The sequence below is a fragment of the Pseudomonas resinovorans NBRC 106553 genome (assembly GCF_000412695.1).
GTDB lineage: Bacteria > Pseudomonadota > Gammaproteobacteria > Pseudomonadales > Pseudomonadaceae > Metapseudomonas > Metapseudomonas resinovorans_A.
In genome coordinates this window covers 5,117,476-5,143,134 of record NC_021499.1, presented here as the reverse complement: position 1 = coordinate 5,143,134, position 25,659 = coordinate 5,117,476, and the positions used below count along the sequence as shown (strand labels likewise).

Genomic DNA, 25,659 nt, shown 5'->3' with positions numbered 1-25,659 from the left:
TCGCTGCGCTCTGCGCCAACCTACCCGGATTGCATCCGGGCTACCGGGAGGCCGGCGCATCCCGCCTGGCTGGCGGCCTTCCTCAAGCTGCTGGGGACAAAGATCGAGCTCTGACCTTAGGTTGTGGCTGAGCTGTGCGAAGCCCAACACCAAGCGGCGAAATGTTGGGCTTCGCTGCGCTCTGCGCCAACCTACCCGGATTGCATCCGGGCTACCGGGAGGCCGGCGCATCCCGCCTGGCTGGCGGGTTTCCTCAAGCTGTTGGGGACGAAGATCGAACTCTGACCGTAGGTTGTGGCTGAGCTACGCGAAGCCCAACATCAGGCGCCGACATGTTGGGCTTCGCTGCGCTCTGCGCCAACCTACCCGGATTGCATCCGGGCTACCCATCGTCCCGCAATCGCGAAGGAATTCGCCCCCACGGATTTATCCACAGCTCAGGAGGCCCGCCATGTGCGAGCTCTACGTCAAGGCTGATCCCATCCTCTACGAGTCCCGCTCGCGCTCGCTGCGCATTCGCGGGGTGGTCACCACCCTGCGCCTGGAGAACCAGTTCTGGGACATCCTGCGGGAAATCGCCGAAGTGGACGGCATGACCACCAACCAACTGATCACCAAGCTCTACGACGAGGTGATGGACTACCGGGGTGAGGTGGTCAACTTCGCCTCTTTCCTGCGGGTCAGCTGCACCCGCTACCTGGCCCAGCGTCGCGCCACGGTGGTGGAGCTGCCGAAGGCGCGGGCGCAGAAAAGTAGCAGCCCCGCGAGCTAGAGCGAGACAAGGCATAAACAGCCGAGGAAGCGGACTGGGCTCGCACGCGAGTTTACGACTGTAAATGAGCATTCCGAGGTTGTTTATAACGCCGTATCGCCGACGCGCAGCAGGCTGCATCAGCAGACCTGCTCGACCCAGTCGTTGAGGTTGTAGTAGTTGGTCACGCGGGCGATCTTGCCGCAGTGGATATGGAAGAAGGCCCCTGCCGGCAGCACGTAGGTCTGGCCCTGGGCCGGCGGCAGGCCCTCGTCGTTGGCCAGGTACTGGCCATGCACCACGAACTCGGCGGCGGCGCGGCTGCCGTCGGCGCTCTGCATGACCACTATGTCGGACAGCCGCTCCTTGTAGCAGCGGTTCATCTTGTCCATGAAGGCCGCGAAGGCCGCCTTGCCCATTTGCCGATCACCCTGGTTGATGTCATGCACCACGTCCTCGCTGAGCAGGGCGAGGAAGGCAGGCATGTCCCCGGCGTTGAAGGCGTCGTAATAGGCTTGCACCAGTTCGGTAGCGGTCATGGTTGGGTTCCTGTCGCAATGGGGTCATTCGGTCCGTGCACGGCATGATAGGGTCTTGAGTCGGGCCCGGCTTAGCCAGGGGCGTCATCCACATCGCCAGAGCGACCGCTCCCATGCAGATACGCCTTCTCCAGGGCGCCGCCATCGCGCCCCATATCGAAGACCTTGCACACCTGAGGCTGACGGTGTTCCGCGAGTTTCCCTACCTGTACGACGGCACGCTGGAATACGAAGCGCGCTACCTGTCGACCTACGCCGATTCGCCGGAGAGCCTGTTCGTCCTGGCCCTGGATGGCCAGCGTGTCGTCGGCGCTGCCACGGGCCTGCCGATGGCGGATGAAACGGACGAGTTCAAGCGGCCGTTCCGCCAGCAGGGCTGGGACCCTGCGCGGATCTTCTATTTCGGCGAGTCGGTGCTGCTGGCCGAGTATCGCGGCACGGGGCTGGGCGTGCGCTTCTTTGCCGAGCGCGAGGGCTATGCGCAGGAACTGGGGCGTTTCAGCCATTGCGCCTTCTGCGCCGTGGAGCGTCCGGCGGACCATCCCCGACGTCCCCCTGCGTTTCAGCCACTCAACGCGTTCTGGGCGCGGCGTGGCTATCGCCATCACCCGGAACTGCGCACCGAGTACCAGTGGCGCGATCTCGACGAGGATGCGGAGTCGGCCAAGCCCATGTCCTTCTGGCTCAAGGAGATCGCGCCATGATCAGGATCGCCGCCTGCCAGTACGCCATCGAACTGCATGAAAGCTGGGCTGCCTACGCCGAGCACCTGGAGACCCTCTGTGCCGAGGCGGCGGGGCAGGGCGCGCGCCTGCTGGTGCTGCCGGAATACGCCGGCCTGGTGCTTGCCGGCCAGCTAGCGCCGGAAGAGCGCGGCGATCTGCAGGCGTCCATCGCCGGCATCCAGCCGCTGCTGCAGGACTGGCGCACCCTGTGCATCGGCATCGCCGCCAGGCTTGGCGTCTACCTGCAGCCCGGCAGCCTGCCGGTGCGCGACGCCGACGGTATGTACCGCAACCGCGCCTGGCTGTTCGGCCCCGGTGGCGAGCTGGGCCATCAGGACAAGCTGATCATGACCCGCTTCGAGCGCGAGCAATGGGGCATCGCGGCTGGGCAGGGGCTCAAGGTGTTCGACACCAGCCTGGGGCGGCTGGGCATCCTGATCTGCTACGACAACGAGTTCCCCCTGCTGGCCCGCACCCTGGCCGCAAGCGGCGTTGACCTGATCCTCGCCCCCAGCTGCACCGACACCGAGGCCGGCTACCACCGCGTACGCATCGGCGCCCAGGCCCGCGCCCTGGAAAACCAGATCGCCGTGCTGCAGGCGCCCACCGTGGGCCTGGCACCCTGGTCGCCGGCGCTCGACGAAAACATCGGCCGCGCCGGCCTCTATGTGCCGCCGGACCATGGCATGCCGAGCAACGGGGTGTTCGCCGAAAGCGCCGAGTTGTGCCCGGCCGCCAGCCAGTGGCTGATCTGCGACTTTGACCTGGAAGCGGTGCGCCGGGTGCGCGCCGAGGGCCAGGTGTTCACCCGCCGGGACTGGCCGGAGCAGTTCGAAAAGGCAAGGCTCTGCTGACTTTGTAGGATGGGTCGGGCGGCGTTCCGCGAGCCTGCGAAACCCATCAGCGATGTCCGATGGGTTTCGCTCCGCTCTACCCATCCTACGGCGGGCGCAAAACGAAAAAGCCCGGCACAAGGCTGGGCCGTTTCATGCAACGTTCAGGGGGGCTGACCCTGCTTTGTATCCGTAATGAGTAACGACCGACTACTATCCCGGACTCAATTCACCGCGAGGTACGGACGCCCGATGAAGTACGCCTGTCTATTGCTATCCCTGCTGGTTCTGGCCGGCTGCAAATCCCTGACTGGTCTCAACCTGGAAGACGACTACCGAGGGGACGATGTCGGTCATGTCGTGATCGGCCTGGGTGGGACGGCCGGCGCCCAGTACTACAGCGTTGCGCTCTACTACAAGCGTTCCATGTTCAATGCCGGCAAGCTGGACGAACTCAGTCGCTTCGTCTACCCGCCGCTATTTGAGCTCGTCTCCAAGCCGGACTACGTGACCGAGCAGGAAGAGGGGCGTGTGCTGACTGCCAAGCTCGCGCCAGGCGAGTACGAGTTCGTGAACTTCCACGCGACTATCTACAACCAGGTCGTCTACTCCGCTGGTGCACCATTCTCCATACCCTTCACCGTGCGCGCCGGTGAAACCACCTACCTGGGCAATTACCGCGCGGTCGCCTCTGAAGGACAGGGGCCGATGGGGGGCGTGAAGGGCACACCGCTCTTCCTGTTGCAGGATGAGGCGGAACGGGATCTGGCCTTGGCGCGTAAGCGTGAGCCAGGCTTGTTCAAGACCGTGCAGAACGCCACGCCCAAGGCCGCCTGGATCAAGCGTGAGTTCTTCGTGGATGAGCTTCCCACCGAGGTCGTGCAGAAGCAGCGTGGACGAATGAGCATGCAGGAAATGCTCTGGGGAGGTTGATCCATACCCGTCCGAGCGGACGATGGAAACGAAAAAGCCCGGCACAAGACCGGGCTTTTTCATGCAGCGCTGGAGGCTTACTTCACTTCCACCGCCAGGTTCTCGGCGATCTTCTGTTGCCAGATCGCCGGGCCGGTGATGTGCACCGATTCGCCCTTGGTGTCGACGGCGACGGTGACCGGCATGTCCTTCACTTCGAACTCGTAGATGGCTTCCATGCCCAGTTCGGCGAAGGCCAGGACCTTGGACTTCTTGATCGCCTGGGCCACCAGGTAGGCGGCGCCGCCGACGGCCATCAGGTAGACGGCCTTGTTGTCCTTGATCGCGTCGATGGCGATGGGGCCACGCTCGGACTTGCCGATCATGCCCAGCAGGCCGGTCTGCTCGAGGATCTGGCGGGTGAACTTGTCCATGCGGGTCGCGGTGGTCGGGCCAGCCGGACCAACCACTTCGTCGCCAACCGGATCGACCGGGCCGACGTAGTAGATGAAGCGGCCCTTGAGGTCCACCGGCAGGGTTTCACCCTTGTTCAGCATGTCGACCATGCGCTTGTGCGCAGCGTCGCGGCCGGTGAGCATCTTGCCGTTGAGCAGGACGGTTTCGCCCGGCTTCCAGCTCTGCACTTCTTCCGGGGTCAGGGTGTCGAGGTCGACACGGCGGGCCGAGGGGCCGGCTTCCCAGACGATTTCCGGGTAGGCGTCCAGCGGCGGCGCTTCCAGCTCGGCCGGGCCGGAGCCGTCGAGCACGAAGTGGGCGTGACGGGTGGCGGCGCAGTTGGGGATCATGCACACCGGCAGGGAAGCGGCGTGGGTCGGGTAGTCCATGATCTTCACGTCGAGCACGGTGGTCAGGCCGCCCAGGCCCTGGGCACCGATGCCCAACTGGTTGACCTTGTCGAACAGTTCGAGGCGCATTTCCTCGATCTTGTTCTGCGGGCCGCGGGCTTTCAGCTCATGGATGTCGATGGACTCCATCAGCACTTCCTTGGCCATCACCGCGGCTTTCTCGGCGGTGCCGCCGATGCCGATGCCGAGCATGCCCGGCGGGCACCAGCCGGCGCCCATGGTCGGGACGGTCTTCAGGACCCAGTCGACGATGGAGTCGGACGGGTTGAGCATGGCCATCTTCGACTTGTTCTCGGAGCCGCCGCCCTTGGCCGCCACGTCCACTTCCACGGTGTTGCCGGGAACGATGGAGTAGTGGATGACCGCCGGGGTGTTGTCCTTGGTGTTCTTACGGGCGCCGGCCGGGTCCGCCAGGATGGAGGCGCGCAGGACGTTTTCCGGCAGGTTGTAGGCGCGACGCACGCCCTCGTTGATCATGTCGTCCACGCTCATGGTGGCGCCGTCCCAGCGAACATCCATGCCGACGCGGACGAACACGGTGACGATACCGGTGTCCTGGCAGATCGGGCGGTGGCCGGTGGCGCACATGCGCGAGTTGATCAGGATCTGCGCCATGGAGTCGCGCGCGGCGGGCGACTCTTCGCGCAGGTAGGCCTCGTGCATGGCCTGGATGAAGTCGAGGGGGTGGTAGTAGGAAATGAACTGCAGGGCGTCGGCGACACTCTGGATCAGATCGTCTTGCTTGATCACGGTCATGGAGGCGCTCCTCTTGGAGGGAACATCAGAGCAGCGCCGAGCCACGGCCCGGCGCGCTTGCGGGCTAAAAAGGCGCGGCAGTATAGCGCGTGCTACCGGCGTGGCACAGTCGCCGGTAGTCGACCTTGGTCGGTAGCCGGACACTTGGCACGTACTAGGCAATTTGTGATCACAAGCGTACATTGGAGGCATGGTGCCATTACGGGAAGGAGCCCATGAGCCCATCGAGCCAGCGGATCACCCATAGATCCTTGCAGAGTCTGCTCCTGAAGCGCTTTGGCATGGCCGTGGCCACCTATTCGATGGTCGTGCTGCTGTGCTGGGTCGCCTTGTTCGGCGGCCTGTTCCGCGTACCGGCGAGTGTCGCGCTGCTGGGCACCGGCCTGGTGGCGTTGTCCCAGCTGGTGCTGTTGTGGCTGTTCGTCAGCGGTCGCAACCTGCGCTTTTCCGACCCCAGCCTGACCGAATTCCAGGTACTGCTGGCCCTGGGCTGGAGCACCTGGCTCATGTCCATGGCCGATAACGCCCGGGGCACGCTGCTGACGGTCTATGCGCTGATCATGCTGTTCGGCGTGTTCCAGCTCAAACCCCGGGTGTTCACCCGTTGCGCGGCGATAGGCTTCTTCGCCTTCTGCGGGCTGAACCTCGTCGAAGCCTACCGGATGCAGCTGTCCAATCCGGCGCTCGCGCTGCTGCAGGTCTGCGTGCTGTTCGTGCTGATGGTCTGGCTGAGCCTGTTCGCCAGCTATGTCCAGGCCCTGCGCCAGCGCATGCGCCAACGCCGCTTTGCGCTACAGGCGCACCAGGACACCCTGCGCGGCATGATGCGCCAGCTGGAAGACCTGGTCGCCACTGATGAACTGACCGGCCTGTACAACCGCCGACATTTCCTGCGCCTGGCCGGCCGCGAGCTGGACAACCTGGCGGGTAACCGCCGCCACGGCCTGGCGCTGATCGACCTCGACCATTTCAAACGGATCAACGACGTCCACGGCCACGCCGCCGGCGACCGGGTGCTGCAGACCTTCGCCGCCGTGGCGCGGGCCTGCCTGCGCGACGGCGATGTGCTGGCGCGCTATGGCGGCGAGGAGTTCGTCCTGTTGCTGCCCAATTGCGATGCCGATCGTCTCACCGCCTGTTGCGAGCGCCTGCGCGAGGCCTTCGCCAGTGCCGAGCCGGTGGGGGTGCAGGTGGAGCGGCTGAGCCTGTCGGCCGGGATGACCCTGCTGGTCGCCGGCGACGAGCTGGATGATGCGCTGCAACGCGCGGATCAGGCACTCTATCGAGCAAAGCGCGGCGGACGTAACCGTTGCGACGCCGCCTGGGAGGGGCAGGGTGCCTGAACTCGAAGTAGCCGGAAGACGCTGGACGGTGACGCCCGCCAGCAACCTGCTGGATGCCCTCAACGCCGGCGGTTGCAAGGTGCCCTACAGCTGTCGTGCCGGGAGTTGCCATGCGTGCATGGTGCGTTGCCTGTCGGGCGAGCCGGCGGACGCCATGCCAGACGCCCTGGACCGCTTCCAGCGTGCCGAGGGCTGGCGGCTGTCCTGCCAGTGCCTGGTGGTGCAGGACCTGGTGGTGGAAGTCTTCGACCCTGCCCGCGATGGCCTGGAAGCCGAGGTGCTGGATATCCATTGGCCGGCTGCGGACGTTCTGCGCCTGCGCCTCATGCCGCGAAGGCCGTTGCGCTACGCCGCCGGCCAGCACCTGCTGCTGTGGAACGAGGCGGGCGTCGCCCGGCCCTATTCTCTGGCCAGCGTGCCCGGCCTTGACGACTACCTGGAGTTCCACCTGGATTGCCGCAAGCCGGGTCTGTTCAGCGACAGCGCCCGCCGCCTGGTTCCGGGCGATGCGCTGCGCCTCGGGGAACTCCATGGCGGCGCCTTGCACTACGACCCCGACTGGGACACCCGGCCTCTGCTGTTGCTCGGCTCGGGCACGGGCATGGCGCCGCTCTGGGGGTTGCTGCGCGAAGCCCTGCGCCACCATCACCAGGGCCCGATCCGCGTCATTCACCTGGCCCATGAGCCTGGCGGCCATTACCTCGCCGAACCCCTGGCGGAACTGGCTGCGGCCCATCCCGGCGTGGATGTCCGGCTGATCACGGCGGCCGAGTTGGCGGAGGTTTTGGCGCAATTCCGTCTTGTCTCCCGCCAAACCATCGCCTTACTCTGCGGCCATCCCGCCAGCGTCGAGGAGTTCGCACGCCGGCTGTACCTGGCCGGCCTGCCCCGCAACCAGTTGCTGGCCGATACCTTCCTGACCCGCGACGCCTGACGCCACGGGCACATTCCACTCGAGGATTCCCCATGAGCGATCACATTCAGGTCGAGCGCGAGCAGGGCCTGCTGACGCTGCGCATGAACCGTCCGGACAAGATGAACGCCCTGACCCGCGAAATGTACAGCGGCATGGCCGAGGTATTGGAAGGGGCCCGGGAAGATGCCAGCGTCCGCGCGGTGCTGATCACCGGCAACGAGACCTGCTTCACCAGCGGCAACGACATCGTCGATTTCCTCCAGGAGCCGCCGAGCGGGATGGACAGCCCGGTGTTCAGGTTCATGCGCGCGCTGTTCGACTTCCCCAAACCCGTGGTGGCCGCCGTTAGCGGCCCGGCGGTGGGCATCGGCACGACCCTGCTGCTGCACTGCGACCTGGTCTATGTAAGCAGCGACGCCAAGCTGAAGATGCCCTTCGTCAACCTCGGCCTGTGTCCAGAATTCGGTTCCAGCCTGATCCTGCCGCGCCTGCTGGGCCATGCCAAAGCGGCTGAACTGCTGCTGCTGGGCGAAGGTTTCAGCGGTGAGCAGGCGGCCAGCTGGGGCATCGCCAACGCCTCCCTGGAGAACGGCGCCGCCACCTTCGCCCGTGCCCGCGAGGCCGCACTGCGCTTCCTCGATCTGGCACCCTCGGCGCTGGAAGTGAGCAAGCGCCTGATGCAGGCGCCGGATCGCGAGGCACTGCGCAAGGCGATCATGGAGGAGGGCGAGCTGTTCACCCAGCGACTGCGGTCGCCGGAAGCGCTGGAAGCACTGTCGGCCTTCACCCAGCGGCGCAAACCGGATTTCTCCAGATTTGTCTAATTGCCGTAGGTTGGTTTGAGCGCAGCGAAGCCCAACGTCGTCTGGCCGTGGTTCGCCTGTTGGGCTTCGCGTCGCTCAGCCACAACCTACGCCAAGGTGGCAACGCGGCCTGTTTCGCGAATGAATTCGCTCCTGCAAGGTTGTGCCCGCCCATGAAAAAGCCGCCCCGAAGGGCGGCTTTTTTCATTCCAGGCCAGGTCAGACCAGCAGGTCGCCCACGTGGAGGATCTTCATGGTGTTGGTGCCGCCCTGGGTGGTGTAGCTGTCACCCTTGGTCAGGATCACCCAGTCACCCTTGGTCACCACGCCACGTTGCAGCAACTCGTCCACGGCCATCTGGCTGACCTTCTCCGGCGGCAGCGCGGCTGCGTCGAAGGGGATGGTTTCCACGCCACGGAACAGTGCCACGCGGGCCTGGGTTTCGCGGTGGGGCGAGTAGGCGTAGATCGGCACCGAGGAACGGATGCGCGACATGATCAGCGGGGTGTAGCCGCTCTCGGTCAGGCAGATGATCGCCTTGATGCCGGGGAAGTGGTTGGCCGCGTACATGGAGGCCAGGGCGATGCTTTCGTCGCAGCGCTCGAAGGTCTTGCCGATACGGTGGCTGGAGCGGCGGGTGTCCGGGTGCTTCTCGGCGCCCTGGCAGATGCGCGCCATGGCCTGTACCGCTTCCAGCGGGTATTCGCCGGCGGCGCTTTCGGCCGAGAGCATCACGGCGTCGGTGTAGTCGAGCACGGCGTTGGCTACGTCCGACACTTCCGCGCGGGTCGGCATCGGGCTGTGGATCATGGACTCCATCATCTGGGTCGCGGTGATCACGGCTTTGTTGTAGCGGCGGGCGTGCAGGATGATCTTCTTCTGGATGCCCACCAGCTCGGCGTCGCCGATTTCCACGCCGAGGTCGCCACGGGCCACCATCACCGCGTCGCTGGCGCGGATCAGGCCGTCCAGGGCGTCGTCGTCGGCCACGGCTTCGGCGCGTTCGATCTTGGCCACCAGCCAGGCCTTGCTGCCGGCTTCGTCGCGCAGGCGGCGGGCCAGTTCCATGTCGGCGGCGTCACGGGGGAAGGAGACGGCCAGGTAGTCCAGCTCCATTTCCGCGGCCAGCTTGATGTCGGCCTTGTCCTTGGCGGTCAGGGCCGGGGCGGTCAGGCCGCCGCCGCGACGGTTGATGCCCTTGTGGTCGGACAGCGGGCCGCCGATCAGCACGCGGCAGTGCAGTTCGTCGGCGCTGGTGCTTTCGACACGCATCACCACGCGGCCGTCGTCCAGCAGCAGTTCATCGCCTACGCCGCAGTCCTTGATCAGGTCCGGGTAGTCGATGCCGACCACGTCCTGGGTGCCGGCGTCGCGGGGGTGGGTGACGGAGAAGCGGAAGCTGTCGCCTTCCTTCAGCTCGATGCGCTTGTTGGCGAACTTGGCGATACGGATCTTCGGACCTTGCAGGTCGCCGAGCAGGGCGACGAAGCGGCCATGCTTGGCGGCCAGCTCGCGGACCAGGCGGGCGCGCGCCTTGTGTTCCTCAGGGCTGCCGTGGGAGAAGTTCAGGCGGGCGACGTTGAGTCCGGCAACTATCAGTTGCTCCAGGACTTCCGGGGAATTGCTGGCCGGGCCGAGGGTGGCGACGATTTTGGTACGGCGGAAGGGCATGCGAAGACTCCATTTTTCAAGCAGAGCCCGAGGCTACTACGCGTGGGCACTGTAGTCATGGTTACTTTTCACTACCCGCTGAATTGATTCAGGTGGCCCGCCAAACGGTGGCGGAACCGCTTGTGTCTGGCGCCGGCGAGGTCAATCGGAGGTTATGCTTGTTCGTCGTCCAGCGGTCTGAAGAAGTAGCGGACTCGGCCGATATCCAGATGGACGGAGGAAATACCCATGCGCATCCTGATCATCCTCACGCTGCTGGTTGCCACGGCCGGCTGCACTCGCTGGTCCCTCGACCGCAACCTGAACAACGCCTACCGCTCCTACGAGCGGGGCGATTGCGCGGACGTGATGCTGCAGCTCTCCAAGGCCGAGCGCCGGAGCCGCTCGCGCCAGTACCTGCAGCCGGAAATCTCCCTGCTGCGCGGCCAGTGCCTGGAGCGCCAGAGCCTGTTCGTCGACGCGGCGCAGACTTACCAGTTCATCATCAGCCGCTTCCCCACCAGCGAGTACGCGTTCCGCGCGAAGGCGCGCCTGGAGACCTTGCAGCAGCTCGGCCGGATCGACGCCAGCGCAACCAGGACCAGCGCCGCGCCACTCTGACCCCTAACCCGGCCGTCGGTCGTTGCCCGCTTGAGCTGCATTGGCCGGGGGCTAAGCTGAGCCTCTATTCGAGGAGCCATGGAATGCGCCACCTGTTTTGTTGCCTGTTGCTGATGCCGCTTGTCGCCAACGCGCAGATCTACCGCTGGACCGATGCCGAAGGGCGGGTGCATTTCAGCGCGACGCCACGGGAAGGCGCCGAGCAGGTGACGGTAAAACCCCAGGTAGTGGACCGCGACGAAGCGACCCGCGAGCGTGAGGCGCGGACCGCGAAGTTCTACGACGCGCGGCGACAGGAGCAGGAAGCCGAAGACAACCGAGCCGCCCAGGCGAGGGAACAGCAGCAGAAGAAATGCGGTGAGTTGCGGGAGAAGCGCGACCAACTGACTCATAGCGGACCCTTCTACCATCTCGACGAGCGTGGCGAGCGTCAGTACTACACTGATGCAGAGATCGAGTCCTTCAGGAGCAAATTGGACGGTGATCTGGCCAGAGCCTGCAATTGAAGGTTGGTCGTTGGCGACAACGAGTCCATACTAGCGTCACATTAATAGCGATTTGATATCATGCCTACCAAGCGCCGAATCGAACGCCATCAGTTGCCGTACTACCTGAAGGTGTTCAATCGAATCACCGACAAACCCATGGGTTACCTGGGCAATGTGTCCATGGACGGCATGATGCTGATCAGCCAGCTGCCGATACTGGTGGGCGCGCGCTTCGACATGCGGCTGAAGATTCCGGGCAAGGACGGCCAGCTGCATTTCATCGACTTCTATGCCAATTGCCAGTGGTGCCACGAGGATGTGACCCCCGGGCACTATGATTCCGGTTTTTCCCTGGTGACCCCGCCGTCGGAATACGCCGACCTCATCGATGCCCTGCGTTTCTATTTCAGCTTTCGCCCTCTGGCCGCCTCGGCCTGAATCTGTCTGACGAACGGCGACCGGCTCTTTGCTGAAATTCCATCGTTTGCGAAGATCCAATAAAAAAGGCGCCATATGGCGCCTTTTTCGTGGGGGATGGCTTCAGGGGCGGATTTCGATCAGGGTGCCGTCCTTCACCAGGCTCCAGATCTCCTGCATGTCCGAGTTCTTCATGGCGATGCAGCCTTCGGTCCAGTCAAGGGAGTGGAAGTACCACTCGGGGTATTCCTCATCCAGCGGGGTGCCGTGGATCATGATCATGCCACCGGCGGAGACGCCCTTTTCCCGGGCCTTGGCGGCATCGCGAGCGTTGGGGTAGGAGATGTGCAGGGCGAGGTTGAACTTGTCGCTGGTCTTGCGCCAGTCGATCCAGTAGAAGCCCTCGGGAGTGCGCATGTCGCCCTCGCGCAGCTTGGGGCCCACCGGCTGCTTGCCGAGCGAGATGCGGTAGGACTTGAGGATGTCCCCCCGATTCATCAGCAGCAGCTTGCGCTCCGATTTCACCACCATGACCTTGTCGATGGGCTTGCTGCCCAGTGTCGGCGTGGTACTCGCCTGGGCGAGAGCGGCAAGGCTCATGGAAAGTACAAGTAGCAACCAGCGCATCGGTACGACATCCCCAGAGTGTTCAAATAAGCAGAATAGCGTTCAGGTTTTTTTGTAATAGGCCAGCAAGGGTGCCAGCGGCTCGTTGCGCACGGGGAAGTCCTGCCCGGCACGGTCGGCGAAGTAGCATTCTAAGGTACGGCCCACGGTCGGAAAAGCCAGCTCCGACCAAGGAATCTCCCGTTCGTGGAACAGGCGTACTTCCAGGCTCTCATCGCCGGCGGCGAAGTCCAGGTCCACCAGCTCTGCGCGGAAGAAGGTGTAGACTTGGCTGATGTGCGGCAGGTCGAACAGGGTATAGAGGCTGAGGTCGCGTACCCGCGCGCAGGCTTCTTCCAGGGTTTCCCGGGCGGCGGCCTGGGCCATGGTCTCGCCGTTCTCCATGAAACCGGCGGGGAGGGTCCAGTAACCACGGCGCGGTTCGATGGCCCGGCGACAGAGCAGTACCTGCTCGCCCCAGACCGGCAGGCAGCCGGCGACGATGCGCGGATTCTGATAGTGAATGGCATGGCAGCTGTCGCAGACATGGCGCAGGCGATTGTCGCCTTCGGGGATGCGCTGGACGACGGGGCTACCGCACTGGCTGCAGAATTTCATCGAAGCTCCTCGGAGTCAGGGGCCCATCTTGGCGCGGCATGCTGTCGCACGGCAAGCGGCCCACCACGCGAGGCGCAAGGGCGAGCGGGGTGCGACCTGTCGGTACGGGGCTTGGGTGGCCCCAAGGTTCATGCCATGATGCCCGGCAGTCGAAAACAACGAGAACGTCCATGCTGGATGACCTGCTCCGTCGTGTGCAGAGCTACTCCCCGAGAACCCTGGAGACCGATCACGACTTCCCCGAAGCGGCGGTGCTGGTGCCCATCACCCGCAGCGACGAGCCCGAACTGGTCCTGACCCTGCGCGCCAGCGGCCTCTCCACCCATGGTGGTGAAGTGGCCTTCCCCGGCGGTCGCCGCGATCCGGAAGACCAGGACCTGGTCCGCACCGCCCTGCGCGAGGCGGAAGAGGAAGTCGGCCTGCCCCCGGGCCTGGTGGAAGTCATCGGGCCGCTCAGCCCGCTGGTTTCCCGCCACGGAATCAGGGTCACTCCTTATGTGGGGCTGGTCCCGGACTTCGTCCAGTACAAGGCCAACGACGGGGAGATCGACTCGGTGTTCAGCGTGCCCCTGGCGTTCTTCCGCGACGATCCGCGCCAGGTGACCCATCGCATCGACTACCTCGGCCGCAGCTGGTACGTACCGAGCTACCAGTACGGCGAATACAAGATCTGGGGCCTGACCGCGATCATGGTCGTGGAACTGGTCAACCTGGTCTACGACGCGGGCATCGACATGACCCGCGCGCCCACGCACTTCATACAACTCAAGTAAGCCCCGTTCGAGGAGCGCCTGATGAAATACCGCCTTGGAACCGCCCAGGTCGAAGCCCATCCCGACAGCTGGACCGCTCCCACTGCCACCCTGGTGGGCAAGGTACGCCTGGACGCCGGTGCCAGTGTCTGGTTCGGTGCCGTGCTGCGCGGCGACAACGAGCTGATCCATATCGGCGAGAACAGCAACGTCCAGGACGGCACGGTGATGCACACCGACATGGGCTATCCGCTCAGCATCGGCCGCAGCGTCACCATCGGCCATAACGCCATGCTGCACGGCTGCTCCGTGGGCGACTTCAGCCTGATCGGCATCAACGCCGTGGTGCTCAACGGCGCCAAGATCGGCAAGTACTGCATCATCGGCGCCAACGCGCTGATCCCCGAAGGCAAGGAGATCCCCGACGGTTCGCTGGTCATGGGCTCCCCCGGCAAGGTGGTGCGCGAGCTGACCGAGCAACAGAAGAAGATGCTCGAGGCCAGCGCCGCCCACTACGTGCACAACGCCCAGCGCTACGCCCGCGACCTCGCGGAGCAGGACGACTGATGGACGCCGAACGCCCCGTCCGCTCGCCCTGCGTGCAGGTCTGCGTGCTGGACGACCATGACATCTGCAGCGGCTGCCAGCGCAGCGCCGACGAAATCACCCGTTGGGGCCGCATGGACAATGCCGAGCGCCGTGAGGTCCTGGCCCGCTGTTTCGAGCGTGCCAAGGCCGGCGGCCTGTTCCTGAACAGCCCCTCCCAGGCTTCCTGACTCCCCGAGGAAACACCATGCCCCGTATTGGAACCCCCTTGTCGCCCAGCGCGACCCGTGTACTGCTGTGCGGCTCCGGCGAACTCGGCAAGGAGGTGGCGATCGAGCTGCAGCGACTGGGCTGCGAAGTGATCGCCGTCGATCGCTATGCCGACGCCCCGGCCATGCAGGTTGCCCATCGCAGCCACGTGATCAGCATGCTCGACGGCGCCGCCCTGCGTGCGGTGATCGAGCAGGAGAAACCGCACTACATCGTGCCGGAGATCGAGGCCATCGCCACCGCCACCCTGGTGGAGCTGGAGGCCGAGGGCTTCACCGTGGTGCCCACCGCCCGCGCCGCCCAACTGACCATGAACCGCGAAGGCATCCGCCGCCTGGCGGCCGAGGAGCTGGGGCTGCCCACCTCGCCCTATCACTTCGCCGACAATTTCGAGGACTACAGCGCCGCGGTGGCCAGCGTCGGCTACCCCTGCGTGGTCAAGCCGATCATGAGCTCCTCCGGCAAGGGCCAGTCGGTGCTGAAATCGGACGCCGACCTCAAGACCGCCTGGGACTATGCCCAGGAAGGCGGCCGTGCCGGCAAGGGCCGGGTAATTGTCGAAGGCTTCATCGACTTCGACTACGAGATCACCCTGCTCACCGTGCGCCATATCGACGGCACCAGCTTCTGCGAGCCCATCGGCCACCGCCAGGTGAAGGGCGACTACCACGAGTCCTGGCAGCCCCAGGCCATGAGCCCGAAGGCCCTGGCCGAATCCGAGCGCATCGCCCAGGCGGTGACCGTGGCCCTGGGTGGCCGCGGCCTGTTCGGCGTCGAGCTGTTCATCAAGGGCGACCAGGTGTGGTTCAGCGAAGTGTCGCCGCGTCCCCACGACACCGGCCTCGTGACCCTGATCTCCCAGGACCTCTCCGAGTTCGCCCTGCACGCGCGGGCCATCCTCGGCCTGCCGATCCCGGCAATCCGTCAGCAGGGGCCCTCGGCTTCCGCGGTTATCCTCGTGGAAGGCACATCCCGCCAGGTCAGCTTCGGCAACCTGGGCGCCGCCCTGGCCGAGCCGGACACCGCGCTGCGGCTGTTCGGCAAGCCGGAAGTGGATGGCCAGCGGCGCATGGGGGTGGCCCTTGCGCGGGACGAATCCACCGACCTGGCGCGGGCCAAGGCAACCCGTTCCGCCCAGGCGGTCGACGTCAAGCTGTGACCCGCCTGGCCGGGCTGTGCTGGTGGGCGGCGGCGTTGCCGCTGCTGCCCCTGGCGTTGCCCATGGCCGTGCATACCCGGCGTACCGCCTTGCGCCTGGCGCCCGCCGCCGGGCCGGAGCGCGGCCTTGCCGGTGGCGAACTCAATGGCGAGCCCCTGCGTCTGCTGCTGATCGGTGAGTCCACCGTGGCTGGCGTCGGCGCTTCCTGCCTGGACTTCGCCCTGGCCGGCCAAATGGCCCGAGCGCTGGCCGCTCGCCTGGGGCGTCCGGTGGCCTGGCGGGCCTGTGGCGAGAACGGCATCACCGCCGGCGAAGCCCTGGAGCGCCTGTTGCCGCAAGTGGCGGATGAGCCCGCCGACCTGGTGCTGCTGGTTTTCGGCGTCAACGACACCACGCATTTCAGTTCCGACCAGCGCTGGCAGGCGTCGCTCCAGGGGCTGGCCCGGCCGTTCGTCGGGCGTGGCGCGCGGGTGACCCTTGCTGGCGTACCACCGCTGGAACACTTCAGTGCCTTGCCCTGGCTGCTGCGCCAGCTGCTGGGTTGGCGTGCGCGCCTGCTGGACCGCCAGCTGCGCGAGCTGGCCGAGCGAGAAGGCCTGGAGGCCTTCGACACCCGCCTCGAAATGCGTCCGGAGTTCCTCGCGCTGGATGGCTATCACCCGTCGACCCTGGGCTATCGCACCTGGGGCGAGTCGCTGGCCGAGTGTTTCACCGCTCCAGCTCCGCCGCCTGGCGAGGCGGAGGAGCTGGCACAAGGCCTCAGCGCGTCAGGTTGAGGTCGCTGTCGCGGGTTTCCTTCAGGCAGAGCACCGCCAGCAGGCTGATCGCCGCCGCCACCGACACATAGCCGCCGACCCAGCTCAAACCGCCCATGGTCACCAGCTTCTGGGCGAAGAAGGGCGCCGCCGAGGCGCCGACTATGCCCCCCAGGTTGTAGGCCGCCGACGCGCCGGTGTAGCGCACCCGCGTGGGGAACAGCTCCGGCAGCAGGGCGCCCATGGGGGCGAAGGTCACACCCATGAGGAACAGCGAGAGGCAGAGGAACAGCGCCACATCAAAGACCGAGCCCTGGGTCAGCAGCGGCTCCATGGTGAACCCGGAGAGGATCGCCAGGATGGCGCCGCCGATCAGCACCGGCTTGCGCCCCAGGCGATCGCTGAGCCAGGCCGAGATCGGCGTGGCCAGGGCCATGAAGAGTACGGCGAAGCAGAGCAGGGCGAGGAAGGTCTCACGGCTGTAGCCCAGGGTGGCCACCCCGTAGCTCAGGGAGAACACCGTCGAGATGTAGAACAGCGCGTAGCACACCACCATGGCCATGGCGCCGAGCAGCACGGGTTTCCAGTGGCCGGAGAAGGTCTCCAGCAGCGGCACGCGGACTTTCTCCTGGCGTGCCATGGCTTGGGCGAAGACCGGGGTTTCTTCCAGTTTCAGGCGTACGTAGAGGCCGACCAGCACCAGTGCCGCGCTGAGCAGGAAGGGAATGCGCCAGCCCCAGCTGCGGAACTGTTCGTCGTCCAGCAGCATGGCCAGGGCGAGGAACAGGCCGTTGGCGGCGAGGAAGCCGATGGACGGGCCGAGTTGGGGGAACATGCCGTACCAGGCGCGTTTGCCGGGAGGGGCGTTCTCGGTGGCGAGCAGAGCCGCGCCGCCCCATTCGCCACCCAGCCCCAGGCCCTAGCCGAAGCGCAGCACGCAGAGCAGGATGGGCGCCCAGGCGCCGATGCTCGCGTAGCCGGGCAGCAGGCCGATCAGGGTGGTGGACACCCCCATCAGCAGCAGCGACGCCACCAGGGTGGATTTGCGCCCGATGCGGTCGCCGTAATGGCCGAACAGCGCCGAGCCCAGCGGCCGGGCGAGGAAGGCGATACCGAAGGTGAGGAAGGCCGAGAGCATCTGCGCGGTGCTGGATGTCTGCGGGAAGAACACCGGGCCTATCACCAGCGCGGCGGCGGTGGCGTAGACATAGAAATCGTAGAACTCGATGGCGGTGCCGATGAAGCTGGCGGTGGCCACGCGGGTCGGGGAATTGGCCGGCGTGGTGGCCGGTGTGTCGCTCAGGGCGGCGCTGGACATGGGGTGGTTATCCCTTGGCGTGGATCGGGGTCGCTTCCTGCGGGAAGGTCGATGGTCGTTGGCTGCTGAGGGGCGGGGATGATGCGGAGGGTGGCCGGCATCAGGGGCTGCGGGCGGGTGGCCGCTGCAGGTGCTTCTCAGGGAGCCGCGCAGGGCGGCGGTTGGCGCGGCGTCGCGGGTGGCGACTGGGCCGGGGAGGGCGGGGTAGGCCTCGACCGATTATAGGGAGGCGTCTGGTGCGCGGCCACTAGGCCTTTGGTGTAAGTCCGGCGCGCCAGGCGAGCACCCGTTGCACGCGGTTTTCGCCGGACTGGAGGATTTCCAGGCGGTAGGGGCCGACCTTGAGGCAGACGCTGCAGTCGGGAATCTGCTCCAGGGCTTCGGTGATCAGGCCGTTGAGCGTCTTCGGGCCGTCGCAGGGCAGGTGCCAGCCGAGCACGCGGTTCAGTTCGCGCAGGTGCAACGCGCCGTCCAGCTCATAGCAACCGTCTTCGCGGGGCTGGATACCGGGATTGGGGGCGAAGTCTTCCAGGCTGCCGAACTCGCCCACCAGCTCCTGGAAGATGTCCTCCAGGCTGACCAGGCCGACCACATCGCCGTATTCGTCCACCACTATGCCGAGGCGGCGTTGCTGCTTCTGGAAATTGACCAGCTGGGTCAGCAGTGGCGTGCTTTCCGGCACGAAGTAGGTTTCCCGGCTCACCGCCAGCAGCGCCTCGGCCCTGGGCGGGCCCTCGGCCAGCAGGCGCGGCAGCTGGCGCAGGTGCAGGATGCCTTCGATCTGGTTGATGTCCTCGCGGTACAGCGGCAGGCGCGTGTGGGTGGCGTTGTGCAGCTGGGCGAGGAGCTCCTCGGGCGAGGTGGCCAGGTCGATGCCCTGGATCTCGCTGCGGGGAATCATGATGGCGCTGATGGTGACCCGTTGCAGGGCATCGGACACCGCGACCGGGAGGCGGGATTGCGGCTGGATCTCGACGCCGTGGCGGCGTCGGCTCGCCAGCCAGGCTACCAGCGCGCCGGCTACCAGGGAGAGGGTGATTCCGAGGAGAAGGCCGGCGAGCAATCCGTGCATGGGGTGGTCAGACGTGAAGGATGAATTCGCGGACCAGCTTGCTGCCGAAGTAGGCCAGCATCAGCAGGCAGAAGCCCGCCAGGGTCCAGCGGATCGCCTTGTGCCCGCGCCAGCCGAGTTGATGACGGCCCCAGAGCAGCACGCTGAACACTATCCAGGCGATACAGGAAAGAATGGTCTTGTGCGCCAGGTGCTGGGCGAACAGGTTGTCGACGAATACCCAGCCGGAGATCAGCGACAGCGACAGCAGGCACCAGCCGGCCCAGAGGAAGCCGAACAGCAGGCTTTCCATGGTCTGCAGGGCGGGGAAGTTCTTGATCAGCCCGGAGGGATGCTTGTGCTTGAGCTGGTGGTCCTGCAGCAGCAGCAGCAGGGCCTGGAACACCGCCATGGTCAGCAGGCCGTAGGCCAGGATCGACAGCAGGATATGGGCGAGGATGCCCGGCCCCTCGTTGATGGCCTGGGACGTGCCGCCCGGTACCAGGGCCGCCGCCAGCACCGTCAGGGCGCCGAGGGGCATCAGCAGGAGCAGCAGGTTCTCGATGGGGATCCGTGCGATGGCCACGATGGTCAGCAGGATCACCGCGGCGGCGATCAGGCTGGCCGCATTGAAGAAGTCCAGGTAAAGCCCCGCAGGGGTCACCAGCTGGAACAGGAGTGCGGTGCAATGGGCGAGCAGGGCCAGGCCGCCGCCGAGGATCAGCAGGCGCTTGTCCGGCGTGATGCGCTGGCCAAGGCGAAGGCCCTGGTAGCCAGTGGTGCCCGCGTAGAGGAATGCAGCCAGGAGGCTGGGCAACAGAGGGTGCATAAGTCCTTGTAAGGCAAGCCCGAAAGGCAGTGAGTTTGGCATACAAGCCCTGCCGGTGAAAGACCGCTGGCGGTGTCGGCGGCGCCTACAGTTCGTTATACTCCGCCGCCTGCCGCAAGCTCAGCCGGGGCTCACGAAAGCCCGAAAGGAACGCGCATGTTTGAAAACCTTACCGACCGCCTCTCACAGACGCTGCGCCATGTCACCGGCAAGGCCAAGCTGACCGAGGACAATATCAAGGACACCCTGCGCGAAGTGCGCATGGCCCTGCTCGAGGCCGACGTCGCCCTGCCGGTGGTGAAGGACTTCGTCAACAAGATCAAGGAACGTGCGGTCGGTACCGAGGTTTCCAAGAGCCTGACCCCCGGCCAGGCCTTCGTGAAGATCGTCCAGGCCGAACTGGTGGAGCTGATGGGCGCCGCCAACGAGGACCTGGCGCTGAACGCCGCCCCGCCGGCGGTGATCCTGATGGCCGGCCTGCAGGGCGCGGGCAAGACCACCACCGTGGGCAAGCTGGCGCGCTTCCTCAAGGAGCGCAAGAAGAAGACCGTGCTGGTGGTGTCCGCGGACGTCTACCGCCCGGCGGCGATCAAGCAGCTGGAAACCCTGGCGAACGACATCGACGTCACCTTCTTCCCCTCCGACAACAGCCAGAAGCCAGTGGATATCGCCCAGGCGGCGATTCGCGAGGCCAAGCTCAAGTTCATCGACGTGGTGATCGTCGACACCGCCGGTCGCCTGCACGTCGATGCCGAGATGATGGACGAGATCAAGCAGGTCCACGCCGTCATCAAGCCGGTGGAAACCCTGTTCGTGGTCGACGCCATGACCGGCCAGGACGCCGCCAACACCGCCAAGGCCTTCAATGACGCCCTGCCGCTGACCGGCGTGGTGCTGACCAAGGTCGACGGCGACGCCCGTGGCGGTGCCGCCCTGTCGGTGCGCGCCATCACCGGGAAGCCGATCAAGTTCCTCGGCATGGGCGAGAAGACCGAAGCCCTCGACCCCTTCCACCCGGACCGCGTGGCCTCGCGCATTCTCGGCATGGGCGACGTGCTCAGCCTGATCGAGCAGGCCGAGCAGACCATGGATCGCGAGAAGGCCGAGAAGCTCGCGAAGAAGATCAAGAAAGGCAAAGGCTTCGACCTCGAAGACTTCCGCGACCAGCTGCAGCAGATGAAGAACATGGGCGGCCTCGGCGGCCTCATGGACAAGCTGCCGATGCTCGGTGGCGTCAACCTGGCGCAGATGGGCAACGCCCAGGGCGCCGCGGAGAAGCAGTTCAAGCAGATGGAGGCGATCATCAACTCCATGACCCCTGCCGAACGTCGCGACCCCGAAGTCATCAGCGGCTCGCGCAAGCGCCGTATCGCCCTCGGCTCCGGCACCCAGGTGCAGGACGTCGGCCGCCTCATCAAGCAGCACAAACAGATGCAGAAGATGATGAAGAAGGTCACCGCCAAAGGCGGCATGGCCAAGATGATGCGCGGCATGGGGAGCATGTTCCCCGGCGGCATGCCGAAGATGTAAACGCTGGCCACCGACCGGTGGCCAGTAAAAGAGATTTGCAATCGGCCGGATAATCTTTAGAATATGCGGCCTTTCGGGCCCATGGCCCATGCTTGAAAAGCACTGACTATAGGAACGAAGTTCAATGGTAACCATCCGTCTTGCCCGTGGCGGCTCCAAGAAGCGCCCCTTCTACCACCTGACCGTGACCAACAGCCGCAACGCGCGCGACGGTCGCTTCGTAGAGCGCATCGGTTTCTTCAACCCGGTTGCTCAGGGTGCTGAAGTCAAGCTCTCCGTAAACCAGGAACGCGCTACCTACTGGCTGAGCCAGGGTGCCCAGCCGTCTGAGCGCGTTGCTCAGCTGCTGAAGGAAGCTGCCAAGGCTGCAGCCTAAGCCTTCTTATGAGCACGACGCCGGCCCCCGCCGACGAACTCATCGTTCTCGGCAAGATTTTCTCGGTGCATGGCGTACGTGGCGAGGTGAAGGTGTATTCCTTCACCGATCCGCTGGATAACGTGCTCGATTACACCCGTTGGACGCTCAAGCGTGACAACGAGGTGAAGCAGGTTGAAGTCGCCAGTGGACGTGTGCACGGCAAGGTCCTGGTGGTGAAGCTGAAAGGGTTGGTCGACCGCGAAGTCGCCCGTACCTACGCAGGATTCGATATCTGCGTTCCCCGCAGCGAACTGCCGGATCTCGACGAAGACGAGTTCTACTGGCACCAGTTGGAAGGTCTCAATGTGATCAACCAGGACGGGCAACTGCTCGGCCGCATCGATCACCTCCTGGAGACCGGCGCCAACGATGTGATGGTGGTCAAGCCCTGCGCTGGCAGCCTGGACGAGCGTGAACGCCTGTTGCCCTACACGGAGCAGTGCGTACAAGCGATCGACCTTGAAGCCGGCGAGATGCGGGTGGAATGGGACGCCGATTTCTGAGGCCCTGACATGAAGAACATGCAGGTCGAAGTCATCAGCATCTTTCCCGAGATGTTCGCCGCCATCAGCCAGTACGGCATCACCAGTCGTGCGGTGAAGCAGGGGCTGCTCAAGCTCAACTGCTGGAATCCGCGGAGCTTCACCGAGGACCGCCACCAAACGGTGGACGACCGTCCCTTCGGTGGTGGCCCTGGAATGGTGATGAAGATCCAGCCCCTGGAACGGGCCCTGGCGGCAGCCAAGGCAGCGACAGAGGGCAAGGCGAAGGTGATCTACCTCTCGCCGCAGGGGCGCCAGCTGAAGCAGGCGGCCGTGCGCGAGCTGGCGAACGAGGAGGCATTGATCCTCATCGCCGGGCGCTACGAAGGCATCGACGAACGCTTCATTGAGGAGCACGTCGATGAGGAATGGTCGATTGGCGACTACGTCCTGTCCGGCGGTGAGCTGCCGGCCATGGTGCTGATCGATGCGGTGACGCGGTTGCTGCCCGGAGCGTTGGGCCACGCGGACTCCGCCGAGGAGGACTCCTTTACGGATGGCCTGCTCGATTGCCCGCATTACACCCGACCGGAGTTGTATGCAGGCAAGCGTGTTCCCGAGGTGCTGCTCAGCGGCAACCACGAACACATCCGGCGATGGCGTTTGCAGCAGGCGCTTGGGCGCACCTGGGAACGTCGGGTCGATCTTCTGGATTGCCGCTCGCTTTCTGGAGAAGAGAAAAAGCTGCTGGAGGAATACATCCGCCAGCGGAACGATAGTTAACGTATCGATGGCACGCCCAGAAGGCCTGTCTTAGGAGCATAGCGATGACCAACAAGATCATTCAGCAGATCGAAGCTGAACAAATGTCCAAAGAGATTCCGGCTTTCGCCCCCGGCGACACCGTAATCGTTCAAGTAAAAGTGAAGGAAGGCGACCGTGCTCGTCTGCAGGCCTTCGAAGGTGTGGTCATCGCCAAGCGTAACCGCGGCCTGAACAGCGCCTTCACCGTACGCAAGATCTCCAACGGCGTTGGCGTTGAGCGTACCTTCCAGACCTACTCCCCGCTGGTTGACAGCCTGAGCGTCAAACGTCGCGGCGACGTGCGCAAGGCCAAGCTGTACTACCTCCGCGAACTGTCCGGCAAGGCAGCTCGTATCAAGGAGAAGCTGGTCTAATCGACCCGGCTTTCCAGAAAAACCCGCCCAGGTTCGCCTCGGCGGGTTTTTTGTTGCCCGGCTGCGGGGGATAATCCGCGCCCCGCCGGCCGCCCCGGACGGAAGCATTCCTGCCTATCCGGCAGCGCAGAACAAGTACAAGAGTCGCCGCACGAGTGGCAGCCACAGGTATTCGATTCAGGTAGTAGTGGCATGACCCCGAGAGAGCAAGAGATCGCCCGCCGGACCGCATTGTCCGAGAGCCGGGTGACCAAGGCGGTATTCCCGCCCAGCACCAACCATCACAACACCCTGTTCGGCGGCACCGCCCTGGCCTGGATGGACGAGGTGTCCTTCATCACCGCCACGCGCTTCTGCCGCCTGCCGCTGGTGACCGTCTCCAGCGATCGCATCGACTTCAAGCACCCGATCCCGGCAGGCTCCATCGTCGAACTGGTGGGCCGCGTGGTGAAGGTGGGCAACACCAGCCTCAAGGTCGAGGTGGAGGTGTTCGTCGAGGACATGTACAGCGCGAGTCGCGAGCGGGCCATCAGCGGCCTGTTCAGCTTCGTCGCCATAGACGAGGAGAAGCGCCCGGTGCAGGTACTGGCGGCCTTCCCCGATGTGGTCAGCGCGGCCTGAATGCACAAGGCACCCAGCGGGTGCCTTGTTCGTTTCAGGCGTTTCTCAGTGCGAGTGCGCCAGGGCCTGGTCAGCGGAAGCGGCGAGCGGCGCTTCGGCCTCGATCAGCGATACCAGGGTCCAGTCCTTTTCCGGCGTGAAGTCCAGCGGTTGGGTAGCCACGTGCACCCAGCCGCGCGGGTCGCGTGCCAGCAGCAGGGTGGCGCGGTTGCCGTGCAGCGCCTGGTATTCCTCCCAGCCGAAGGCCGCGGTCAGGGTGGTGGTACGCACATCGGCCCCCTTGGCCAGGTAGCTGGCGAACTGTGGGTAACTCAGCGGCGCACCGCCCAGGGGGCGGCCGCGCACGGTGTCGCTGGCACGGTGCTTGTCGCTGCGCCGGCTTTCGTGGCCGGCGGGGAGGGTGAAGCGGCGCTGGCGGCCGAACTCGTGGCGCAGGTGCATGCAGGCCAGGGCATTGAGTTCGCTGGAGGGGGAGAGCGCCAGCAGGTGGCCGAGCCCCACGAGGTCCAGGTGCGCCTCGGCGTGCTGGGAGGTGGGGTTGCCGAAGTAGGTGGGCAGGTTGTCCATGCGTGCGGCGCGCACGTTCTCCCAGCTGGAATCGGTGAGCAGCACCCGGTTGCCGAGGTTCTGCAGGGCCTTGCCCAGTTCCCTGGCCACCGGATTGGCTCCGATGATCAAGAAGCCCGAGGGCGCCGGCTCCGCCACCTTCAGCAGGCGCGCCAGGGGGCGGGCGGTGGCGCTTTGCAGCACCACGGTGCCTATGATCACCAGGAAGGTCAGCGGCACCAGCAGATGCGCCCGGTCGTGGCCGGCCTCGTGCAGGCGCAGGGCGAACACCGCCGACACCGCCGCCGCGACAATGCCGCGCGGGGCTATCCAGGCCAGCAGCGCGCGTTCCCGCCAGCTCAGGCTGGAGCCCGCGGTGCTCACTGCCACGCAGAGCGGCCGCGCGACGAACTGGATCACCGCCAGCAGCAACAGGGTGGCCGGGCCCATGGCCAGCAGCGCGTTGAAGTCCAGGCGCGCCGCCAGCAGGATGAACAGCCCGGAGATCAGCAGCACGCTGAGGTTTTCCTTGAAGTGCAGGATCTGCCGTACATCCACTGCGCGCATGTTGGCCAGGCACATGCCCATGACCGTCACCGCCAGCAGGCCGGACTCGTTCACCAGCAGGTTGGCGGCGATGAACACGCCCAGTACCGCCGCCAGGGCGGCGAGGTTCTGCAAGTACTCCGGTAGCCAGTGACGGCGCAGTACCTGGCCGAACAGCCAGCCGCCGATGGCGCCCAGCACCACGCCGCAAGCGATCACCGCGGCGAAGGTGGCGAGGCCCGCGCTCAGGCCGCCACCCTGGCCATCGCGGCTGACGATCAGGCTGAACACCACCACCGCCAGCAGCGCACCGATGGGGTCGATGACGATGCCTTCCCAGCGCAGGATGTTGGCGATCGACGGCTTGGGCCGCACCACCCGTAGCATGGGCACTATCACCGTGGGGCCGGTGACCAGCGTGAGGGTGCCGAACAGCAGTGCCAGGTCCCAGGAAAAATCCAGCAGCCAGTGGGTGGCCAGGGTGATCACCGCCCAGGTGAGCAGGGCGCCGATGGTCACCATGCGCTGTACCACGCGGCCGATCTCGCGCCATTCGGAGAAGTGCAGGGTCAGGCTGCCCTCGAACAGGATCAGCGCCACCGACAGGGAAATCAGCGGGAACAGCAGCGGGCCGAACAGCGCCTGCGGGTCCAGCAGGCCGGTGGCCGGGCCGGCGATGATGCCCGCCAGCAGCAGGAAGAGGATCGCCGGCAGGCGCAGGCGCCAGGCCAGCCATTGGCAGAACAACGCCGCCGCGCCGATGCCGCCCAGGCCGAGCAGGATATGGTGTTCGCTCATCTGGATTCCTTTCAGG

At 65.4% G+C, this 25,659-nt stretch carries 29 protein-coding genes and 1 pseudogene; 21 read left to right on the top strand and 9 right to left on the bottom strand.

The window, feature by feature from the left end; genetic code table 11:
• Positions 1 to 451: 451 nt before the first annotated feature.
• Positions 452 to 772, top strand: coding sequence for a ribbon-helix-helix domain-containing protein (locus PCA10_RS23125; RefSeq protein WP_016494515.1), 321 nt, complete (start codon positions 452 to 454; stop codon positions 770 to 772).
• 119 nt (positions 773 to 891) lie between these two features.
• On the opposite strand, the gene PCA10_RS23120 is transcribed toward PCA10_RS23125, so the two are convergent.
• On the bottom strand, positions 892 to 1,290 hold the full coding sequence (locus PCA10_RS23120) for a nuclear transport factor 2 family protein (RefSeq protein WP_016494514.1): 399 nt from the start codon (positions 1,288 to 1,290) through the stop codon (positions 892 to 894).
• A gap of 113 nt (positions 1,291 to 1,403) precedes the next feature.
• Here PCA10_RS23120 and PCA10_RS23115 point away from each other — a divergent pair, with 113 nt between their 5' ends.
• The 3 genes from PCA10_RS23115 to PCA10_RS23105 all read left to right on the top strand — a co-directional run bounded on the left by PCA10_RS23115 (position 1,404) and on the right by PCA10_RS23105 (position 3,781).
• Positions 1,404 to 1,994: a hypothetical protein gene (locus PCA10_RS23115; protein ID WP_016494513.1), complete on the top strand. Its 591-nt coding sequence runs from the start codon at positions 1,404 to 1,406 to the stop codon at positions 1,992 to 1,994.
• The gene (locus tag PCA10_RS23110) at positions 1,991 to 2,869 is read left to right on the top strand and encodes a carbon-nitrogen hydrolase family protein (protein ID WP_016494512.1); all 879 of its coding nucleotides are present in this window, start codon (positions 1,991 to 1,993) and stop codon (positions 2,867 to 2,869) included. The genes PCA10_RS23115 and PCA10_RS23110 overlap by 4 nt, the downstream gene beginning before the upstream one ends.
• A 231-nt stretch (positions 2,870 to 3,100) precedes the next feature.
• Entirely contained in the window at positions 3,101 to 3,781 is a 681-nt protein-coding gene (locus PCA10_RS23105) for a hypothetical protein (protein WP_016494511.1), read from the top strand.
• A gap of 77 nt (positions 3,782 to 3,858) precedes the next feature.
• Here PCA10_RS23105 and PCA10_RS23100 read toward each other — a convergent pair whose 3' ends face one another.
• Positions 3,859 to 5,382 carry a fumarate hydratase gene (locus PCA10_RS23100; protein WP_016494510.1) on the bottom strand — a complete coding sequence of 508 codons (1,524 nt, stop codon included), beginning with the start codon at positions 5,380 to 5,382 and terminating at the stop codon, positions 3,859 to 3,861.
• 215 nt (positions 5,383 to 5,597) lie between these two features.
• On the opposite strand from PCA10_RS23100, the gene PCA10_RS23095 reads away from it, so the two are divergent.
• From PCA10_RS23095 to PCA10_RS23085, 3 genes are read left to right on the top strand one after another with little or no spacing between them, the layout of a single operon-like run.
• Positions 5,598 to 6,725, top strand: a complete 1,128-nt coding sequence (locus PCA10_RS23095) for a GGDEF domain-containing protein (RefSeq protein ID WP_041770416.1) — start codon at positions 5,598 to 5,600, stop codon at positions 6,723 to 6,725.
• Positions 6,718 to 7,659, top strand: a complete 942-nt coding sequence (locus PCA10_RS23090) for an iron-sulfur-binding ferredoxin reductase (RefSeq protein ID WP_041770415.1) — start codon at positions 6,718 to 6,720, stop codon at positions 7,657 to 7,659. Before PCA10_RS23095 ends, PCA10_RS23090 begins: the two co-directional genes overlap by 8 nt.
• A gap of 32 nt (positions 7,660 to 7,691) precedes the next feature.
• On the top strand, positions 7,692 to 8,465 hold the full coding sequence (locus PCA10_RS23085; protein WP_016494507.1) for an enoyl-CoA hydratase: 774 nt from the start codon (positions 7,692 to 7,694) through the stop codon (positions 8,463 to 8,465).
• A 198-nt stretch (positions 8,466 to 8,663) separates the two neighbouring features.
• Here the strand turns inward: PCA10_RS23085 and pyk are convergent, their stop codons facing one another.
• Complete coding sequence (pyk, locus tag PCA10_RS23080) at positions 8,664 to 10,115, bottom strand: pyruvate kinase (protein ID WP_016494506.1); 1,452 nt, start codon at positions 10,113 to 10,115, stop codon at positions 8,664 to 8,666.
• Between the two features lie 228 nt (positions 10,116 to 10,343).
• Between pyk and PCA10_RS23075 the strand changes: the two genes are divergently transcribed.
• From PCA10_RS23075 to PCA10_RS23065, 3 genes are all read left to right on the top strand, one after another.
• Positions 10,344 to 10,715 carry a tetratricopeptide repeat protein gene (locus tag PCA10_RS23075; protein ID WP_016494505.1) on the top strand — a complete coding sequence of 124 codons (372 nt, stop codon included), beginning with the start codon at positions 10,344 to 10,346 and terminating at the stop codon, positions 10,713 to 10,715.
• Positions 10,716 to 10,798: 83 nt separating this feature from the next.
• On the top strand, positions 10,799 to 11,221 hold the full coding sequence (locus PCA10_RS23070) for a DUF4124 domain-containing protein (protein ID WP_016494504.1): 423 nt from the start codon (positions 10,799 to 10,801) through the stop codon (positions 11,219 to 11,221).
• A 60-nt stretch (positions 11,222 to 11,281) separates the two neighbouring features.
• The gene (locus PCA10_RS23065; protein ID WP_016494503.1) at positions 11,282 to 11,641 is read left to right on the top strand and encodes a PilZ domain-containing protein; all 360 of its coding nucleotides are present in this window, start codon (positions 11,282 to 11,284) and stop codon (positions 11,639 to 11,641) included.
• Positions 11,642 to 11,743: 102 nt separating this feature from the next.
• Here PCA10_RS23065 and PCA10_RS23060 read toward each other — a convergent pair whose 3' ends face one another.
• Both PCA10_RS23060 and PCA10_RS23055 read right to left on the bottom strand, forming a co-directional pair.
• Positions 11,744 to 12,247, bottom strand: a complete 504-nt coding sequence (locus PCA10_RS23060; protein WP_016494502.1) for a L,D-transpeptidase family protein — start codon at positions 12,245 to 12,247, stop codon at positions 11,744 to 11,746.
• Between the two features lie 42 nt (positions 12,248 to 12,289).
• Positions 12,290 to 12,844 carry an NUDIX hydrolase gene (locus PCA10_RS23055; protein WP_016494501.1) on the bottom strand — a complete coding sequence of 185 codons (555 nt, stop codon included), beginning with the start codon at positions 12,842 to 12,844 and terminating at the stop codon, positions 12,290 to 12,292.
• 170 nt (positions 12,845 to 13,014) lie between these two features.
• Between PCA10_RS23055 and PCA10_RS23050 the strand changes: the two genes are divergently transcribed.
• Genes PCA10_RS23050 through PCA10_RS23030 form a run of 5 tightly spaced genes read left to right on the top strand, consistent with a single transcriptional unit; the run spans position 13,015 to position 16,347 of the window.
• On the top strand, positions 13,015 to 13,617 hold the full coding sequence (locus PCA10_RS23050) for a CoA pyrophosphatase (protein ID WP_016494500.1): 603 nt from the start codon (positions 13,015 to 13,017) through the stop codon (positions 13,615 to 13,617).
• 21 nt (positions 13,618 to 13,638) lie between these two features.
• Positions 13,639 to 14,163, top strand: a complete 525-nt coding sequence (locus PCA10_RS23045) for a gamma carbonic anhydrase family protein (protein WP_016494499.1) — start codon at positions 13,639 to 13,641, stop codon at positions 14,161 to 14,163.
• Complete coding sequence (locus tag PCA10_RS23040) at positions 14,163 to 14,372, top strand: DUF1289 domain-containing protein (protein ID WP_016494498.1); 210 nt, start codon at positions 14,163 to 14,165, stop codon at positions 14,370 to 14,372. The genes PCA10_RS23045 and PCA10_RS23040 overlap by 1 nt, the downstream gene beginning before the upstream one ends.
• A 17-nt stretch (positions 14,373 to 14,389) precedes the next feature.
• A complete protein-coding gene (gene purT / locus PCA10_RS23035; RefSeq protein ID WP_016494497.1) occupies positions 14,390 to 15,571 on the top strand; it encodes a formate-dependent phosphoribosylglycinamide formyltransferase in 1,182 nt (393 codons plus the stop codon).
• Complete coding sequence (locus PCA10_RS23030) at positions 15,568 to 16,347, top strand: SGNH/GDSL hydrolase family protein (protein ID WP_016494496.1); 780 nt, start codon at positions 15,568 to 15,570, stop codon at positions 16,345 to 16,347. Before purT ends, PCA10_RS23030 begins: the two co-directional genes overlap by 4 nt.
• Here the strand turns inward: PCA10_RS23030 and PCA10_RS23025 are convergent.
• The 3 genes and pseudogenes from PCA10_RS23025 to PCA10_RS23015 all read right to left on the bottom strand — a co-directional run bounded on the left by PCA10_RS23025 (position 16,331) and on the right by PCA10_RS23015 (position 19,524).
• Positions 16,331 to 17,644, bottom strand: a pseudogene (locus tag PCA10_RS23025) (MFS transporter). The gene PCA10_RS23030 and the pseudogene PCA10_RS23025 sit on opposite strands and share 17 nt — an antisense overlap.
• Before the next feature lie 247 nt (positions 17,645 to 17,891).
• Entirely contained in the window at positions 17,892 to 18,716 is an 825-nt protein-coding gene (locus PCA10_RS23020; RefSeq protein ID WP_016494493.1) for a transporter associated domain-containing protein, read from the bottom strand.
• 7 nt (positions 18,717 to 18,723) lie between these two features.
• Positions 18,724 to 19,524, bottom strand: a complete 801-nt coding sequence (locus PCA10_RS23015) for a cytochrome C assembly family protein (RefSeq protein ID WP_016494492.1) — start codon at positions 19,522 to 19,524, stop codon at positions 18,724 to 18,726.
• A 156-nt stretch (positions 19,525 to 19,680) separates the two neighbouring features.
• Between PCA10_RS23015 and ffh the strand changes: the two genes are divergently transcribed.
• The 6 genes from ffh (at position 19,681) to PCA10_RS22985 (ending at position 23,753) form a co-directional block, all read left to right on the top strand.
• Positions 19,681 to 21,054 carry a signal recognition particle protein gene (gene ffh / locus PCA10_RS23010; protein WP_016494491.1) on the top strand — a complete coding sequence of 458 codons (1,374 nt, stop codon included), beginning with the start codon at positions 19,681 to 19,683 and terminating at the stop codon, positions 21,052 to 21,054.
• Between the two features lie 124 nt (positions 21,055 to 21,178).
• On the top strand, positions 21,179 to 21,430 hold the full coding sequence (gene rpsP, locus PCA10_RS23005) for a 30S ribosomal protein S16 (protein ID WP_016494490.1): 252 nt from the start codon (positions 21,179 to 21,181) through the stop codon (positions 21,428 to 21,430).
• An 8-nt stretch (positions 21,431 to 21,438) separates the two neighbouring features.
• Positions 21,439 to 21,975 (top strand): ribosome maturation factor RimM, encoded by a 537-nt coding sequence (gene rimM / locus PCA10_RS23000; protein WP_016494489.1) that lies wholly within the window; start codon positions 21,439 to 21,441, stop codon positions 21,973 to 21,975.
• A gap of 9 nt (positions 21,976 to 21,984) precedes the next feature.
• On the top strand, positions 21,985 to 22,737 hold the full coding sequence (trmD, locus tag PCA10_RS22995; RefSeq protein WP_016494488.1) for a tRNA (guanosine(37)-N1)-methyltransferase TrmD: 753 nt from the start codon (positions 21,985 to 21,987) through the stop codon (positions 22,735 to 22,737).
• A gap of 44 nt (positions 22,738 to 22,781) precedes the next feature.
• A complete protein-coding gene (gene rplS / locus PCA10_RS22990; RefSeq protein ID WP_016494487.1) occupies positions 22,782 to 23,132 on the top strand; it encodes a 50S ribosomal protein L19 in 351 nt (116 codons plus the stop codon).
• Positions 23,133 to 23,324: 192 nt separating this feature from the next.
• Positions 23,325 to 23,753, top strand: coding sequence for an acyl-CoA thioesterase (locus PCA10_RS22985; protein ID WP_016494486.1), 429 nt, complete (start codon positions 23,325 to 23,327; stop codon positions 23,751 to 23,753).
• A gap of 45 nt (positions 23,754 to 23,798) precedes the next feature.
• Here PCA10_RS22985 and PCA10_RS22980 read toward each other — a convergent pair whose 3' ends face one another.
• The gene (locus PCA10_RS22980) at positions 23,799 to 25,643 is read right to left on the bottom strand and encodes a cation:proton antiporter (protein WP_016494485.1); all 1,845 of its coding nucleotides are present in this window, start codon (positions 25,641 to 25,643) and stop codon (positions 23,799 to 23,801) included.
• Positions 25,644 to 25,659 lie beyond the last annotated feature (16 nt).

What these genes read in the sequence shown, in the direction of transcription:
- ffh (WP_016494491.1), top strand. Translation starts at nt 19,681, where the DNA reads ATGTTTGAAAACCTTACCGACCGCCTCTCACAGACGCTGCGCCATGTC.
- PCA10_RS23060 (WP_016494502.1), bottom strand. Translation starts at nt 12,247, where the DNA reads ATGCGCTGGTTGCTACTTGTACTTTCCATGAGCCTTGCCGCTCTCGCC.
- PCA10_RS23065 (WP_016494503.1), top strand. Translation starts at nt 11,282, where the DNA reads ATGCCTACCAAGCGCCGAATCGAACGCCATCAGTTGCCGTACTACCTG.
- PCA10_RS23100 (WP_016494510.1), bottom strand. Translation starts at nt 5,382, where the DNA reads ATGACCGTGATCAAGCAAGACGATCTGATCCAGAGTGTCGCCGACGCC.
- PCA10_RS23105 (WP_016494511.1), top strand. Translation starts at nt 3,101, where the DNA reads ATGAAGTACGCCTGTCTATTGCTATCCCTGCTGGTTCTGGCCGGCTGC.
- trmD (WP_016494488.1), top strand. Translation starts at nt 21,985, where the DNA reads ATGAAGAACATGCAGGTCGAAGTCATCAGCATCTTTCCCGAGATGTTC.
- PCA10_RS22980 (WP_016494485.1), bottom strand. Translation starts at nt 25,643, where the DNA reads ATGAGCGAACACCATATCCTGCTCGGCCTGGGCGGCATCGGCGCGGCG.
- rimM (WP_016494489.1), top strand. Translation starts at nt 21,439, where the DNA reads ATGAGCACGACGCCGGCCCCCGCCGACGAACTCATCGTTCTCGGCAAG.
- PCA10_RS23085 (WP_016494507.1), top strand. Translation starts at nt 7,692, where the DNA reads ATGAGCGATCACATTCAGGTCGAGCGCGAGCAGGGCCTGCTGACGCTG.
- purT (WP_016494497.1), top strand. Translation starts at nt 14,390, where the DNA reads ATGCCCCGTATTGGAACCCCCTTGTCGCCCAGCGCGACCCGTGTACTG.
- PCA10_RS23075 (WP_016494505.1), top strand. Translation starts at nt 10,344, where the DNA reads ATGCGCATCCTGATCATCCTCACGCTGCTGGTTGCCACGGCCGGCTGC.
- PCA10_RS23110 (WP_016494512.1), top strand. Translation starts at nt 1,991, where the DNA reads ATGATCAGGATCGCCGCCTGCCAGTACGCCATCGAACTGCATGAAAGC.
- PCA10_RS23040 (WP_016494498.1), top strand. Translation starts at nt 14,163, where the DNA reads ATGGACGCCGAACGCCCCGTCCGCTCGCCCTGCGTGCAGGTCTGCGTG.
- PCA10_RS23045 (WP_016494499.1), top strand. Translation starts at nt 13,639, where the DNA reads ATGAAATACCGCCTTGGAACCGCCCAGGTCGAAGCCCATCCCGACAGC.
- PCA10_RS23020 (WP_016494493.1), bottom strand. Translation starts at nt 18,716, where the DNA reads ATGCACGGATTGCTCGCCGGCCTTCTCCTCGGAATCACCCTCTCCCTG.
- PCA10_RS23055 (WP_016494501.1), bottom strand. Translation starts at nt 12,844, where the DNA reads ATGAAATTCTGCAGCCAGTGCGGTAGCCCCGTCGTCCAGCGCATCCCC.
- PCA10_RS23095 (WP_041770416.1), top strand. Translation starts at nt 5,598, where the DNA reads ATGAGCCCATCGAGCCAGCGGATCACCCATAGATCCTTGCAGAGTCTG.
- rpsP (WP_016494490.1), top strand. Translation starts at nt 21,179, where the DNA reads ATGGTAACCATCCGTCTTGCCCGTGGCGGCTCCAAGAAGCGCCCCTTC.
- PCA10_RS23050 (WP_016494500.1), top strand. Translation starts at nt 13,015, where the DNA reads ATGCTGGATGACCTGCTCCGTCGTGTGCAGAGCTACTCCCCGAGAACC.
- pyk (WP_016494506.1), bottom strand. Translation starts at nt 10,115, where the DNA reads ATGCCCTTCCGCCGTACCAAAATCGTCGCCACCCTCGGCCCGGCCAGC.
- PCA10_RS23125 (WP_016494515.1), top strand. Translation starts at nt 452, where the DNA reads ATGTGCGAGCTCTACGTCAAGGCTGATCCCATCCTCTACGAGTCCCGC.
- PCA10_RS23115 (WP_016494513.1), top strand. Translation starts at nt 1,404, where the DNA reads ATGCAGATACGCCTTCTCCAGGGCGCCGCCATCGCGCCCCATATCGAA.
- PCA10_RS22985 (WP_016494486.1), top strand. Translation starts at nt 23,325, where the DNA reads ATGACCCCGAGAGAGCAAGAGATCGCCCGCCGGACCGCATTGTCCGAG.
- PCA10_RS23015 (WP_016494492.1), bottom strand. Translation starts at nt 19,524, where the DNA reads ATGCACCCTCTGTTGCCCAGCCTCCTGGCTGCATTCCTCTACGCGGGC.
- PCA10_RS23120 (WP_016494514.1), bottom strand. Translation starts at nt 1,290, where the DNA reads ATGACCGCTACCGAACTGGTGCAAGCCTATTACGACGCCTTCAACGCC.
- PCA10_RS23070 (WP_016494504.1), top strand. Translation starts at nt 10,799, where the DNA reads ATGCGCCACCTGTTTTGTTGCCTGTTGCTGATGCCGCTTGTCGCCAAC.
- rplS (WP_016494487.1), top strand. Translation starts at nt 22,782, where the DNA reads ATGACCAACAAGATCATTCAGCAGATCGAAGCTGAACAAATGTCCAAA.